Origin of the sequence: Hallella absiana (assembly GCF_025457485.1) — a bacterium.
GTDB classification, from domain to species: Bacteria; Bacteroidota; Bacteroidia; order Bacteroidales; family Bacteroidaceae; genus Prevotella; species Prevotella absiana.
On the sequence record NZ_JAMXSP010000008.1, the window covers coordinates 59,913 to 74,793 of the forward strand.

Consider the following 14,881-nt stretch of genomic DNA (forward strand, 5'->3'; position numbering starts at 1 on the left):
GACTATTTGATAACGATATTGATAATCTTCTTGGGCACGACGATGACCTTGACGATCTGCTTGCCATCGAGATACTTCTTACTGCGCTCGTCGTCGAGGGTAGCCTGCTGGATATCGTCTTTAGAGGCATCGGCGGGGAACATCTTCTGATAGCGTGCCTTGCCGTTGAAGCTGACCGTCATCTGCAACTCATTGTCCTGCAGGTAAGCCTCGTTCCATTTGGGCCACTGTGCGTCGCATACCGAACCCTTCTCGCCCAGCTGATGCCACAGTTCCTCAGCGATATGGGGAGCGAAGGGCGCGATGAGGATGACCACGTCGCGAAGCATTTCACGGTTGTGACACTTCTGCTGACCGAGCTCGCTGACACAGATCATGAAGGCAGAGATGCTCGTGTTGTAGGAGAAAGCCTCGATGTCGCCGGTCACCTTCTTGATGAGCTTGTGCACACTCTTCAAGCTGTCCTTCGAAGGCTCGGCGTCGTCGACGAGCCATTTGTCGGTGCGGTTCTCCCAGAACAGGCTCCAGAGCTTCTTCAGGAAACGGAAGCAGCCGTCGATGCCATTGGTGTCCCAAGGCTTGCTGGCCTCAACCGGACCGAGGAACATCTCGTAGAGACGGAGCGTATCGGCACCATAGTCACGCACAATGTCGTCGGGGTTGACCACATTATACATTGACTTGGACATCTTCTCAATGGCCCAGCCGCAGACATATTTGCCGTCTTCAAGGATGAACTCGGCATTTTTGTACTCAGGGCTCCACTGCTTAAAGGCCTCTATGTCGAGGATATCGTTCTTTACGAGGTTGACCCATACGTGGATCGGGGTGACTTCCTTGTAGTTCTTGCGCAGGTTGTAGCTGACGAACACCGGTTTGTCGGCAGTGCTGAGCTCACCCACACGATAGACAAAGTTGCTTCGTCCCTGAATCATGCCTTGGTTGATGAGCTTCTGGAACGGCTCTTCCTCACAGCTCACGCCGTAGTCATGGAGGAACTTATTCCAGAAACGGCTGTAGATCAGGTGGCCGGTGGCGTGCTCCGTGCCGCCCACATAGAGGTCGACATGGCGCCAGTATTCGTCAGCCTTCTTCGAGACAAGCTCCTCATCGTTGTGGGGATCCATGTAGCGGAGGTAGTAAGCGCTGCTGCCCGCAAAGCCCGGCATGGTGTAGAGATCGAGCGGGAAGACTGTCTTCTGGTCGATCTTGGCGTTCTCCACCACCTGTTTGTTTACGGTATCCCATGCCCATTTCTTAGCACGGCCCAAAGGTGGCTCACCGCTCTCGGTAGGTTTATACTCTGAGATCTCGGGCAACTCGATAGGCAGACACTCTTCGGGCACCATGCGAGGGATGCCATTGTCGTAATAGACAGGGAAAGGCTCACCCCAATAGCGCTGGCGAGAGAAGATGGCGTCACGCAGACGGTAGTTGACCTTCACGCGTCCGATACCCTTCTCGGTGACGAATTTCTTCGTAGCGGCAATGGCTTCCTTCACGGTCAGACCGTTGAGCGAGAAGCCGTCGAGGCCTTGTTTGCCCTGTTGCGGCGAGTTGGTGACGATGCCCTCCTTGGCGTCGAAGCTCTCCTCCGACACGTCGGCACCCTCGATGAGCGGGATGATAGGCAAATTGAAGTGCTTGGCGAAGGCATAGTCGCGGCTGTCGTGAGCCGGCACGGCCATGATGGCACCCGTACCGTATCCGGCAAGCACATACTCCGAAACCCAGATAGGAATGGCATCGCCCGTAAGCGGGTTGATGGCGTAAGAGCCTGTGAACACACCCGTGACCTTGCGGTCGGACATACGCTCCAGCTCGGTGCGCTTCTTGACATAGTCGATATATTTGTCCACCTCGGCTTTCTGCGCCTCAGTAGTCACCTGGCTGACATAGTCAGACTCTGGGGCGAGTACCATAAACGTCACGCCGAACATGGTGTCGGCACGGGTGGTGAAGATCGTGAACTTCACGTCGGAGTCCTTCACCCGGAACTCTACCTCGGTACCTTCCGAGCGTCCGATCCAGTTTTTCTGCGTTTCCTTGATGGAGTCGCTCCACTGGATGGTGTCAAGACCGTCGAGCAAACGCTGAGCGTAAGCGGAGACACGCAGGCACCACTGGCTCATCTTCTTCTGTACCACGGGGAAGCCGCCGCGCACGCTGACGCCCTCTACTACCTCGTCGTTGGCCAGTACGGTGCCCAGTCCGGCGCACCAGTTGACCATGGTCTCACCCTTGTAGGCGATGCGGTAGTTCATCAGCGCGTCGCTCTTCTGCTTGTCGTCCATGGCATTCCACTCTTCAGCGGTGAAGCTGACGGTGTCGTCGCCCTGCGCCACGTTGAGTCCTTCCGTACCCTGCTTCTCGAGATGCGCGATAAGCTTGTCGATGGGCTGTGCCTTTTTCAGGTCGTTGTCGTAGTAAGAGTTGAACATCTTCTCGAAAGCCCACTGTGTCCAGTGATAGTAATGCGGATCGCAGGTGCGCACCTCACGGTCCCAGTCAAAGCAGAAGCCGATCTTGTCGAGCTGCTCGCGGTAGCGGTTGATGTTCTGCTCGGTGGTGATGGCTGGGTGCTGACCGGTCTTGATGGCATACTGCTCAGCGGGCAGTCCGTAAGCGTCATATCCCATAGGATTGAGAACATTGAAGCCGTTGAGCCGCTTATAGCGGGCGTAGATGTCGCTGGCAATGTATCCCAACGGATGACCTACATGCAGTCCCGCGCCGGAAGGGTAAGGGAACATGTTGAGCACGTAGTATTTCGGACGGTTAGGGTCCTCTGTGACTTTGTAGGTCTGATGGTCGACCCACTCTTTCTGCCACTTTTTCTCAATCTCTCTGAAATTGTAGTCCATGTGTATATTATATCTTGTTTATTGTTTCTTTGGCTTACACCTTATTATAAATAGGGCATACTACATGCAAAGTTACACAAATCAATCCACAAAACAAAATCAAAGGTGCAAAATGTGAGGCAGGAGCAAGAAATGAGAAAAGCCGCAGGTTGTCTATGACAAAATAGGATACTGATAAACAATCACTTATCCTTTGGTATAGATTTTATCTATGATGCGATAGACACTGTCTGTTGCCATCATCAAGGAATATCCATAACTTTGCATCAGAAAACAAGAAAACACTTCACAACATCACAAACAAAAGAGTTTTTCCTCACAACAACACAACACAAAATAAATAAAAAACAAGAGATTATGGAAACGATCATCAATCAGCACGCACCCGAGTTCACCGTTCAGGCCTTCCAAAACGGCAGTTTCAAAACCGTCAGCAGCAAGGACATCGAAGGCAAGTGGGCTCTGTTCTTCTTCTATCCTGCCGACTTCACCTTTGTATGCCCTACCGAGCTGGAGGACCTTCAGAGCAAATACGATGAGCTCAAGACCATGGGCGTAGAGGTCTTCTCAGTGAGCACCGACAGCCATTTCGTCCACAAGGCATGGCACGACACCTCTGACCGCATTGCCAAATTGCAGTATGCTATGCTCGCTGACCCGCTCGCTGTGCTCTCCCGTGGCTTCGGCGTATACAAGGAGGATGAGGGCGTGGCTTACCGTGGCACCTTCCTCGTCAACCCAGAAGGACTGATCAAACTGGCTGAGATTCAGGACAACAGCATCGGCCGCAACGCCGACGAACTCGTCCGCAAGGTGAAGGCCGCACAGTATGTAGCTTCGCACAACGGTGAGGTTTGCCCCGCCAAATGGCACGAGGGTGCTGAGACGCTCAAGCCCAGCATCGACCTCGTAGGCAAGCTCTAAGGAGCACCACTGCTTTTTAGCAAAACATTACGACTGCACGAAGTGCACAACTCTCTAATTCCTACAATTTCAACTTATGCTCGATCTTAATGTTATCACTCAAGTGAAAAGCGTACTGGCCCATCTCAGTGCTCATTTCACATTTGTCGTAGAGCGCGACGACAGCGATGCCGACGCCACTCATTTCAGTCAATTTGTAGAGGATGTGGCTTCGTGCAGTTCACATATCACTGTAGAATACCGCAGCGGCAAGGCGTTTCGCTTCTACATTCTTCGCGATGGTCAGCACACGGGCATCGCGTTCCGGGGCATCCCCAACGGACATGAGTTCACCTCGCTGTTACTGGCACTGCTCAACGCTGATGGACAGGGGCGCAATCTGCCCGACGACCGTCTGCGCCAACGCATCGCGTCGCTGCAAGGCAACATCAGACTGACAACCTACGTGTCGCTGACGTGTACCAACTGTCCCGACGTGGTGCAAGCTCTCAACGTCATGGCACTGCTCAATCCGAATGTCTCTCACGAGATGGTCGACGGGGCACTTGCGCAGCAGGAAGTCAACGAGCTCAACATCCAGGCGGTGCCCGCAGTGTATGTCAACGGTGAGTTGCTGCATGTGGGTCGCGGTGAGCTCGGCACACTGCTCGACGAACTGGAGGATCATCTCGGCACCGACAGCAGCGCAGCACACGAGGCTGTGGAGCGTCGCTACGATATTGTGGTACTCGGCGGTGGTCCGGCAGGAGCAGCCGCAGCCATCTACGCTGCCCGAAAAGGGCAGAGAGTCGCCGTCGTGGCCCAGCGCATTGGCGGTCAGGTCAACGACACGACGGCCATCGAGAACATCATCTCTGTGCCAAAGACCACCGGCGCGCAGTTGGCCGCCGACCTCTCCAAACACTTGGAGGCTTATCCCATAGACACATACACCAACCGCAGGATCACACGTGTGGACTTTTCAGAAAAGGACAAACGGGTAGAGGTGAGAGGAGGAGAATCATTCATCGCCCCGCGTGTGATCATTGCCACGGGTGCCGGATGGCGCCGTTTGGGACTGACAGGTGAGGACAAGCTCATTGGTCACGGCATTCATTTCTGCCCTCACTGCGACGGGCCTTTCTACAAAGGCAAGCACGTGGCAGTCATCGGCGGCGGAAACAGTGGCGTGGAAGCGGCCATCGACCTGGCCGGAATCTGCGATCATGTCACTGTGCTGGAGTTTGGCTCTCAGATGCGCGCCGACAAGGTGTTGCAGCAAAAGCTGCGCGCACTGCACAATGTCGACATCCATTTCCGCAGTCAGACCGTCGGTCTCTCGGAGCAGAACGGACGCCTCAACGGCATCGACGTGCGTGATCTCGACAAGGACGAGATGCGGCACATCAGTCTCGACGGTGTGTTTGTGCAGATAGGCCTACAGCCCAACAGCGACATCTTTAAAGGTCATGTCGATCTCACCCCGCGCGGTGAGATCATCATCGACGACCGCAACCGCACGTCGGCGGCAGGCGTATATGCGGCAGGCGACGTGTCGACCGTGCCATTCAAGCAGATTATGATTGCCATGGGCGAAGGAGCCAAGGCTGCCCTTGCCGCCTTTGAGGATAGCCTCTATCAAAATTAATGGACCCCCCCCTACAATGAGGACTGCCTCTATCAGAAAGTGTAGTTTTTAGTTCGGTTTTATAACGCAGAAGGACGGAGCCGCCTGACGGTGATTCCGTCCTTTTTTCCTGCCACATAGACAAAAGGACCATTGCCGTCGTGCATGAGTTTGTCGACAAAGAGCGGCTCGTGGCTCAGAAACAAAGAGCAAAAGAAGGTGTCACCCACGCTGAGCTTGGTGTTCTGAGCCTCCACGACGCGGAAGCGTCCGTCGCCAAGATACTCCACCCGACAAAGGCGGTTGGGCAGCCAGCTGAGCTCCAACAGGTCGCCGACAGCGAGATCCTCACACGAGACTTTGTCGCAGAGGGTGATGTCGCTCTGCACATCGGCATGCTCATTATCGACTTTGAAGGCCTCGTAGTCGCGGTAGCCCAGAAAGCGGGCAAGTACGTCAAGAGTGTAGGAGCGTGGCGAGGAAGCACTGTCGATATAACCCCACAAGCGCTTCAAGGTAGAAGGGCTGACCATTTCCTCGGTTTTGAAAAAGATCTGCTGGCTGAGCTTGTCGAAATCCTTGGGCGAGTCATAGTGCTGGCCCGTGACTTCTTCGATGCGTTGGATGAGTATTTTCTCTTTCATATTAAGGCTGTGTTGTTGTTTCGTAAGCTTGTTTTCTATTCCGCCCCATGGTCCTTCATGCGCAGACTTGCTATTCCACAGACCGATGGAGCCATACAAAAATACAAATATTGCCCGAAATAAGCCCTATATTTCCTGTTTTTTTTTATTTCTGATAATGCATTATCAGACAGCCATCGACTTTTATTAACATCAAAGCTTATTACAAAACTTATTCATCGCGGACTTGCAATCTGGAGAAGCCATCAAGAGAGGATGAAGAAAAAAACGGGGAAAAACACTCAGATTTGAAGCCTCTCACTGTCATCTCACTGATTTCACCTTGTCATCTCACTGATTTTACCTTGTCATCTCACTGATTTTACCATGAGAAATCAGTGAGATGACAGCATGAAAAAGGTACTTTGACAGAGATTTCCATCATTTTTTCAATGCCAAAATTGCACTAAGAATTCATCAAAAACAGTCTACAAGTGTAGTTCGTTAATTATCAAACAGTTACAAAAACATTCCAAAATTCGCGTTTTTCTGGGCAAAGTATGGTTTGCTTCAGAAAATCGCCTGTATGAGGGCGGAAAATTGTCAGTTTATCCAACAAAACATGTGTCTACACTTCGACAGACTTTCTTGGTCGTGTAGTGCGCAAGGCATCGAACATAGCTGGCTTCAAATCACTCTACCTTTTCGAGAAGTTGGTATCTCTCGTATTTCTTATCGAGTACCACCAGCTTCATGGGCTGCATGGAATAAGCCAGTGAAGTGTCATTAACAGCAATATGCCATACCAAAATAAGGCACTTATCGCCGCTGCGCTTGATACGTCGGAGCGAGATATTGGTAAGATGGTTGGTGACGGGCAGTACTTTCGCTACGACAAAATGCTTGCTGAAGTCTATCTTTGTCGACTCACCACCCTTACCCATAAAGGCGGCCTCACCAAAATATTGCTCCAACTCTGCCTGGCTGCGGATGATCAGCAGGTCAGCGGGTTGCTTGGCATCGTTGCGAAAGAAATAGTTGCGGGCTTCACTATAGTTGACGGCACGGTTGCCGGTAGCGCAGGACGCCGTGAGCATACCTGCCGCGAGGAGAAGCATCAATGGACAGTGTCTCATGTCATTTCTGCTGCAAGAGTAGGTGTTTGGCAAATTCCCACACTACGATGCCCGCCGTGACGCTGACATTCAGACTGTGCTTGGTGCCGAACTGAGGTATTTCCAGACAGCCGTCGCTCATGTCCACCACACTTTGCAACACGCCTTTGACTTCATTGCCAAAGACGACAGCATAGCGCTGAGCTACGCCTTTCTCACGCTGTGTGGCCAGGGATTCTCTGAGGTGCTGTAGCTTGGTACTGCCCTCCACCTGCTCGATGCTGTAGACAAAATAGCCCTCACGCTGGAGTTCGGCCACGGCATCCTCAGTGTTTTTGAAGTATTTCCAGTCGACACTGTCCTCTCCGCCGAGTGCCGTCTTATGGATCTCGGCATTAGGCGGACAAGCGGTGATGCCGCAAAGATAGACGGCTTCCACACGAAATGCGTCGCACGAGCGAAACACCGAGCCGACGTTGTAGAGCGACCTCACGTTGTCGAGCACAACCACCAGCGGCAGCTTCTTGGCTTCCTTAAACTCTTCCACCGTGAGGCGGTGCATCTCTATGGTTCTGAGCTTATGCATTTTCCTTCATGTTATACGCCAGCGCATACGCCTTGATCTGCTTCACCATAGCCAACAGACCGTTGGAGCGGGTGGGAGAAAGGTGATCGCGCAGCCCGATCTTGTCGATGAAATAAAGGTCGGCGTCGAGAATCTCTTTCGGCGTGTGGCCGCTGATCACCTGAATGAGCAGGGCGATGATGCCCTTGACGATGAGCGCATCGCTGTCAGCGGTGAACACCAGCTTGCCGTCGACAAAGTCGCATTGCAGCCACACACGACTCTGACAACCGTCGATGAGGTTTTGCTCGGTCTTGTATTTCTCATCGAGCGGCTTGAGCTCATTGCCCAGGTCGATGAGCATCTGATATTTATCCATCCAGTCGTCGAAGTCGCTGAACTCCTCCACGACTTCGTCCTGCAGTTCATTAATCGTCTTCATATTCTACTTTCTCCAACTTAAAGAATTTATCGTTTGGTCTGACTTTTCCCGTCACGGGGATGGAAACCAGCCATCCCTGCTCGGCCCGCCTGACAGGCTTGAGGTCGTAGCGGATCTCGGTACAGTCGAGATACATCGCGCCGGTGGTGTTGCCGGTGATGAGCAACTTGTCGCCCACTTCAAAGGGAGCAGCCTCAACGGCAATCTCCGCCACGTTGAGTTTCGAGAAATACTTCGTCACCTTGCCCACGAGACGCTTGCGCTCCGTGGCGAGCGAGCCGTAGTGCTTGTTCCACTCGCCCATTGTCTGCCCCTGATAATAGCCGTCCCAGAATCCGCGGTTAAAGACAGTGGCGAGCCGCTCGTCCCATGCGTCCTTCTTCTCTTCGGTAAACGTGCCGTCGAGTACCGCTTTCAGTGCCTCTTTATAGCAGGTCACCACGGTATAGACATATTCTGGTCCACGCGCACGTCCCTCGATTTTGAAGACGCGCACACCGGCCTTCATCATCTTGTCGAGGAAGCGGATGGTCTTCAGATCCTTGGGACTCATCACGTATTTGTTGTCGATCTCAAGCTGATTGCCCGTCTCGGCATCGGTGACGATATAAGAGCGACGGCAGATCTGCACACACTGGCCACGGTTGGCGGAGCGGTCGGCAGCGGCCAGACTCATGTAGCACTTGCCCGAGACCGCCATGCACAAGGCTCCATGGCAGAACATCTCTATGCGCACCGGCTTGCCGGCAGGGCCGCAGATCTGTTGCCGCTCTATCTCATCGTGGATGTGGCTCACCTGCTTCATGTTCAGCTCTCGGGCGAGCACGCTGACGTCGGCAAACTGAGCATAGAACTTCAGTGCCTCCACATTGCTGATGTTGAGCTGAGTGGAGAGGTGCACCTCCATGCCTACCTGGCGGCAATAGACCATCACGGCGACATCGGAGGCGATGACAGCCGAAATGCCGGCCTCACGGGCTGCGTCGATGATGGTGTGCATCGTGGCCATGTCCTCGTCATAGATGATGGTGTTGACGGTGAGATAGGTCTTCACGCCATGCTCGTTGCAGATGCGCGCGATGTCGTGAAGATCGCTGATGTCGAAATGATTGGCACTGTGCGACCGCATGTTCAGCTGTCCGATACCAAAGTATACGGAGTCGGCGCCGGCCTGCAAAGCTGCAGCGAGCGACTCACGTGAGCCCACGGGGGCCATGATCTCAAAATCCTCTATTTTAGCATTCATAGTGCAAAGGTAATCAAATAATTGCTTATCTTTGCACTTGAAATGAAGAAAATAGTCTTTGGCCTGCTTGGCCTCGTGATGATCATCAGCTGCGGACGACCTCTAAAACGTCAGCCGGTGAAGAGTGAGTTCAGAAATGATGTGGTCATCAAGACCACACCGGTTCTCGACCAGGGGCGCAGCCCGCTCTGCTGGGTCTATGCCATGCTGGCTACCATCGAGTCGGAGCATCTCATGCAAGGTGACTCGGTGCACCTCTCGGTGGACTATATGGCCAGAATGCTACTCAAAAACGAGGCCACCAACTACTATTTCAACCGCAACGACGGCAAGGTGACGATGCGAGGCATGGCGTCGATGGTCTTTGATCTCATGGCAATGTATGGTATGTTGCCCTACGACAGCTATTATAATAATGTGTCGGTCGACTATCCCGTCGTTGCCCGCACAGTGCAGCAGATTGCCCGTGCAAGCACTTCTCTTGGCATGCTCAACGGTCGCGTCGACAAGGCACTCGACGAGCACATCGGCTATCTGCCTGGCACCATCATGATGTTGGGAGCCCGCTACACGCCCCTGGAGTTTGCCCATAGCGTATGCCGTCCCGAGGAATATCTCTCGCTGACGAGCTTCTCCCATCATCCTTTCGGCAAGCCGTTCATCTTGGAAGTCCCCGACAATCAGATGCGTGACTATTTCCTCAACGTGCCTATCGACTCGCTCATGCATACCATCGTCCATGCTCTCAAGCACGGCCATCCCGTCTGTTGGGAAGGCGACATCAGCGAGCCGGGCTTTGACTTTCAGCGCGGCGTCGCCGTACTGCAAAACGGCAAGGCCGACTATGACCAGTTCGACCGGCAGCGCGCCTTCGAGACCTTCCGCACCACCGACGACCATTGCATGGAGCTCTGCGGACTGGCCCATGACCGGCAAGGCCACCGCTTCTTCATCGCAAAAAACTCATGGGGCAACGGAAACCGATTCGACGGGTTCATGTATCTCAGCTATCAGTACGTCAAACTCAAAACTATTGCTATATATCTCAGCAAGGAGGCAATGGGGAAAATGGCTTGTCAGCATGATGGAGAGAAGTCGCTTTAAGCCTATTGTTATCATTCTGTGTAGCTCCGTATTGTTTTTCTGTGCCCATCTTGGAGACCCCTTCTTAAGAGTAGACAAGTTTATCTTTGCAATACCTCTATGTTATCTGTTCATCAGATACCATGATGTGAGATATTGCTTCATCGCCCATGCCGTCTGCAATTTGACAGGAATAGCTTTCCCAGTCCTCGTCCAATGGTAATCATTAAGATCGAAATTTAATATCTGTATATGAACAACAAAAGAAACAAGATGGACTTCTATGAATGGATATGTTTTTTCTTCATAGGTATCGTCTGCTTTCTGTTCATCATGGGCTTCTTCGAAGCCATCTTGATGATGGATTACACCATCTATGCAAAGATTCCAATTGCGTTGGTTGCTTGCTGGGTGCTGCTGCTTTCGTTCAGGAAGTTTCTCGTGCTGTATACCAGAGTCAAAGCCAAGATATTTGCCACACCGCAACATGATGTCAAGATACTGTTGACAGGATGGGGAGTGTCTGTTCTGTTCTTTGGAACCATCATGGCGAGCTTATACTACCTGAACGTCTATCAGCCGCAGAAGATCAACTGCGACATACAGAACCAACTTTACGGCTGGCTGTTGTTTGCCGTCGTCGGCATTGGTGAGGAGATCATCTGCCGAGGAATCGCCTTCAGACTGCTTTGTGACAGAATAGGCATGACTTGGGCCTTGATCCTTTCTGCCGTGATCTTTGGCTTTGCCCATATCTTCAATGACGGGGCAACCGTCTGGTCGGCCTTAGCCATAGCTGTCACGTCGGGATGGCTGTTGGGAGTAGCTTATGTCTATCATCAATCGCTATGGGCACCGATAGGGATGCACTGGGCCTGGAACTATCTTGAAGGATACGTTTTCGGCTGTCCGGTTTCCGGGGCGTTTATCCAGCATCCCATTATCATGTCACGTCTCGTCGGTCCGACATGGCTGACAGGCGGTTCCTTTGGCCCCGAAGCTTCCGTCATCGCTATATTAATAGGTGTGGCCATCTCCCTATACTATACGCTAAAGCTAAAGCAAAAACGCCACAATCAAACCACAGCATAAAATAATAAGTTCTATCGCAACGGAGTTCGCTACATTTGCTTGCATAAAGAGGAAAGATTACAGAACGTGAAGATCTCCCTAAATATAATGGTAGAATTAATAAAAAAGAAATGAGAACCACTTTTGGCTGTGACTTCATTAACGTGATTACCATGAAAGGCATCAAAGAGAAATTGCTCAAAATGACATCAGTCAGTCGCTAAGGGGGGATTTGTTACATATTCTGAGTTGATGCTTTGTTAAACATAAATTATGAATCCTCTTACATAAAAAACGGGAGATCCGACTTGCGGGTCTCCTTTTTTTTATGTAAGTTTGCAAATAGAATAAAAAACGAATCAACGATGGTAAAGTATCCAGTAGGCATACAGAGTTTTGAGAAGCTGCGCACCAGCGGGTTTCTCTATGTCGACAAGACGCGGCTGATGTACGATGCCGCGCAGAACAACTTTGTGTTTCTCTCGCGTCCCCGCCGCTTTGGCAAGTCACTTCTCACCAGTACCTTCAAGGCTTATTTCAGTGGACAGAAAGAACTCTTCAAGGGATTGGAGGTGGAGCAACTGGAGACAGAATGGAAACAATATCCCGTGCTCCACTTCAGCCTGGCCTCGGCAAAGAAAGGAACTATAGAAGACTTGGACAACAATATCAACTTTCAACTGGAATGGGCTGAAAAGGAAAATGGAATTTCCGTAGGAGGCGATGATATCCCAACGAGGCTGACCTCCTTGGTGAAAAACATCTATGCCAAGACGGGCAACAAGGTTGTCATCCTCATTGACGAGTATGATGCGCCCCTGCTCACGGTGCTCCACGACAAAGAGCGGCTCGAAATCATGCGCACCGAACTGCAGTCGTTCTATTCGCCACTGAAGGATCTCGACCCTTATCTGCGCTTTGTCTTCATCACGGGCATCAGCAAGTTCTCGCAACTGAGTATCTTCTCTCAACTCAACAATCTGGTGAATATCTCCATGGTTCCCCACTATGCCACCATCTGCGGCATCACCGAACAGGAGCTCAGAGACAATTTCGCGGAAGGCATCCATCAGCTCAGTCTTACCTACAAGACAACGGACGAGAAGATCTTTGCCGAGATGAAACGACGCTACGACGGTTACCACTTCACAGAAAACAGTGAAGGTGTCTACAATCCTTTCAGTTTACTATATGCCATCACGATGGACAAAATCGACAACTACTGGTTTGGCACCGGCACACCGACCTTCCTGATCAACATGCTGAAGAAGTTCCACACCGACATCACGCAGTTGGAGGGCAGCGAGGCTATAGCGGAAGAGTTTGACGCTCCCACGGAGGACATGCACTCCGTGCTGCCGCTGTTCTATCAGAGCGGCTATCTCACCATCAAGGCCTATGACCCGATCCTCAACCTCTACACGCTCGGCTACCCCAACGAAGAGGTGAAGGTGGGCATGATGCGCACGCTCGTACCTTATTATCTATGCCGCGACACCAACCTCACGACGATCACCGTGGGTAAGATGTACCTGGCATTGCGCAAGGACAACATCGACGAGGCCCTGCGCATCGCACGCTCGTTCCTTGCCGGCATCCCTTACGAGGAGGGCACGCTCAAGGACGCACCCGCACGGGAAGGACATTTCACCGCCATGCTCTACGTGATGTTCTCGTTCCTCAACCTCTATGTCTATGCTCAAGTGCGCACCGCAAAAGGCCGTATGGACATTCTGCTTAAGACCGACAGTCACATCTATGTCATGGAACTGAAGATGGACGGCAACGTCGACGACGCATTGAAGCAGATCGACGACCGCGGATATGCTATCCCTTACGAGGCCGACGGCCGCAAAATCGTGAAGGTGGGCATTAACTTCTCATCGGAGGAGCGAACCATCAACGACTGGAAGATTGTAGAACTATGAAGAAACTCTTGACCATCCTCGGCCCCACAGCAACGGGCAAAACCGACCTCGCCGCACACGTGGCACACGTGCTCGGAGGCGAGATACTTTCCGGCGACTCTCGTCAGGTCTATCGTGGCATGGACATCGGCACGGGCAAGGACCTCGAAGACTATGTCGTCGACGGTCAGCCGGTGCCCTATCATCTCATCGACATCGCGGAACCGGGAACGAAATACAATCTGTTTCAGTATCAGCAGGACTTCCACCGCGCCTACGACGACATCCAGCGGCGGGGTGCGCTGCCTATCCTCTGCGGTGGCACCGGCCTGTATATCGAGGCGGTGCTCAAGGGCTATGCGCTATCACCCGTACCGCAGAACCCGAAGCTGCGGCAGAGTTTAGAGAATAAGACGCTCGACGAACTGACCGACATGCTCGTGAAACTGAAACTGCAGACGGGCTCCACGATGCACAACAAAACCGACGTGGACTCTTGCCAGCGGGCCATCCGCGCCATAGAGATCGAGAACTACAACCTCGAGCACCCCACCGAGCTGCGGCAGATGCCGCCCATCGACAGCGTTGTCATCGGCGTGGCCATTGACCGCGACGAGCGCCGCCGCCGCATCACCGCCCGTCTGCATCAGCGCCTCGACCACGGCATGGTGGAGGAGATGCGCCGTCTGCTCGACAGCGGCATCAAGGTCGAAGACCTCACTTACTACGGACTGGAATATAAATACGTCACTGAGTACGTCATCGGACAGCTCAGCTACGACGAGATGGTGCGCCAGCTGGAGATTGCCATCCACCAGTTTGCCAAGCGCCAGATGACGTGGTTCCGCGGCATGGAGCGCCGCGGCACGGTCATCCACTGGGTCGATGCCATGCTGCCAATGGAGGAAAAAGTGAAAAGGGTCGTCGAAATCTATCAGTCCGCCCTCCATTCCCTGCAAAAGAAAGCGTAATCTTTCTTGATAATACGCGCTTAAGATCTATAAAAAAATGAGCGATCCCGAAGAGGACCGCTCCCTATGTCAAGGCATGTTTCTTTGCTACTATGCCTTGACTATTTTTTATTTGTTGCTGATCGCTATCAACATAGCGAATCCTATGATCCCTTAAGCGATCATAAAATACCAATAGGGTATCATAAGACTCCATGATGGGCTCAAACGTAAATAATAAGCAGAATAACATCACAACAATGTTGATCCGTTCAAGATGACAGCAATCAGCCTTGAGCAAGAGAAATACCGTGCAGAAACTTACACCTAAATCATCAACGGTTTACTAAATTACATTTTTTCGTCATCTTACCAAAATAATGATTACATTATTTGCTTTATTCCCAATAATTTACTAACTTTGGGGTCAACGTAGAGCCTACGCACTGCGCCTAACAATAAGAACAATCATCAATAATAATATA

The 14,881-nt window shown here is 52.1% G+C and carries 13 protein-coding genes; 7 read left to right on the forward strand and 6 right to left on the reverse strand.

Annotated features, from left to right (window positions below):
* Nucleotides 1-2 precede the first annotated feature (2 nt).
* On the reverse strand, nt 3-2,864 hold the full coding sequence (gene leuS / locus NG346_RS05755) for a leucine--tRNA ligase (RefSeq protein WP_262279504.1): 2,862 nt from the start codon (nt 2,862-2,864) through the stop codon (nt 3-5).
* A gap of 357 nt (nt 2,865-3,221) precedes the next feature.
* Between leuS and ahpC the strand changes: the two genes are divergently transcribed.
* Both ahpC and ahpF read left to right on the forward strand, forming a co-directional pair.
* Nucleotides 3,222-3,788 (forward strand): alkyl hydroperoxide reductase subunit C, encoded by a 567-nt coding sequence (gene ahpC / locus NG346_RS05760; protein WP_262279503.1) that lies wholly within the window; start codon nt 3,222-3,224, stop codon nt 3,786-3,788.
* Between the two features lie 76 nt (nt 3,789-3,864).
* Nucleotides 3,865-5,415 carry an alkyl hydroperoxide reductase subunit F gene (ahpF, locus tag NG346_RS05765; RefSeq protein ID WP_262279502.1) on the forward strand — a complete coding sequence of 517 codons (1,551 nt, stop codon included), beginning with the start codon at nt 3,865-3,867 and terminating at the stop codon, nt 5,413-5,415.
* 59 nt (nt 5,416-5,474) lie between these two features.
* Here ahpF and NG346_RS05770 read toward each other — a convergent pair whose 3' ends face one another.
* The 5 genes from NG346_RS05770 to NG346_RS05790 all read right to left on the reverse strand — a co-directional run bounded on the left by NG346_RS05770 (nt 5,475) and on the right by NG346_RS05790 (nt 9,385).
* Nucleotides 5,475-6,038: a hypothetical protein gene (locus NG346_RS05770; protein WP_262279501.1), complete on the reverse strand. Its 564-nt coding sequence runs from the start codon at nt 6,036-6,038 to the stop codon at nt 5,475-5,477.
* Nucleotides 6,039-6,709: 671 nt separating this feature from the next.
* A complete protein-coding gene (locus NG346_RS05775) occupies nt 6,710-7,153 on the reverse strand; it encodes a hypothetical protein (protein WP_262279500.1) in 444 nt (147 codons plus the stop codon).
* Between the two features lies 1 nt (nt 7,154).
* Nucleotides 7,155-7,718 (reverse strand): RNA methyltransferase, encoded by a 564-nt coding sequence (locus tag NG346_RS05780; protein WP_154533080.1) that lies wholly within the window; start codon nt 7,716-7,718, stop codon nt 7,155-7,157.
* Nucleotides 7,711-8,139 (reverse strand): SufE family protein, encoded by a 429-nt coding sequence (locus tag NG346_RS05785; RefSeq protein WP_154533079.1) that lies wholly within the window; start codon nt 8,137-8,139, stop codon nt 7,711-7,713. Before NG346_RS05785 ends, NG346_RS05780 begins: the two co-directional genes overlap by 8 nt.
* Entirely contained in the window at nt 8,126-9,385 is a 1,260-nt protein-coding gene (locus tag NG346_RS05790) for a peptidase U32 family protein (RefSeq protein WP_262279499.1), read from the reverse strand. Before NG346_RS05790 ends, NG346_RS05785 begins: the two co-directional genes overlap by 14 nt.
* A gap of 42 nt (nt 9,386-9,427) precedes the next feature.
* Between NG346_RS05790 and NG346_RS05795 the strand changes: the two genes are divergently transcribed.
* From NG346_RS05795 to miaA, 5 genes are all read left to right on the forward strand, one after another.
* Nucleotides 9,428-10,489 carry a C1 family peptidase gene (locus NG346_RS05795; protein WP_262279498.1) on the forward strand — a complete coding sequence of 354 codons (1,062 nt, stop codon included), beginning with the start codon at nt 9,428-9,430 and terminating at the stop codon, nt 10,487-10,489.
* A complete protein-coding gene (locus NG346_RS14570) occupies nt 10,470-10,691 on the forward strand; it encodes a CPBP family glutamic-type intramembrane protease (RefSeq protein WP_396266737.1) in 222 nt (73 codons plus the stop codon). Before NG346_RS05795 ends, NG346_RS14570 begins: the two co-directional genes overlap by 20 nt.
* A 29-nt stretch (nt 10,692-10,720) precedes the next feature.
* Complete coding sequence (locus NG346_RS05800; RefSeq protein WP_262279497.1) at nt 10,721-11,560, forward strand: CPBP family intramembrane glutamic endopeptidase; 840 nt, start codon at nt 10,721-10,723, stop codon at nt 11,558-11,560.
* A 344-nt stretch (nt 11,561-11,904) separates the two neighbouring features.
* Nucleotides 11,905-13,467, forward strand: a complete 1,563-nt coding sequence (locus tag NG346_RS05805) for an ATP-binding protein (protein WP_262279496.1) — start codon at nt 11,905-11,907, stop codon at nt 13,465-13,467.
* On the forward strand, nt 13,464-14,417 hold the full coding sequence (miaA, locus tag NG346_RS05810) for a tRNA (adenosine(37)-N6)-dimethylallyltransferase MiaA (protein WP_262279495.1): 954 nt from the start codon (nt 13,464-13,466) through the stop codon (nt 14,415-14,417). The genes NG346_RS05805 and miaA overlap by 4 nt, the downstream gene beginning before the upstream one ends.
* Nucleotides 14,418-14,881: the final 464 nt, after the last annotated feature.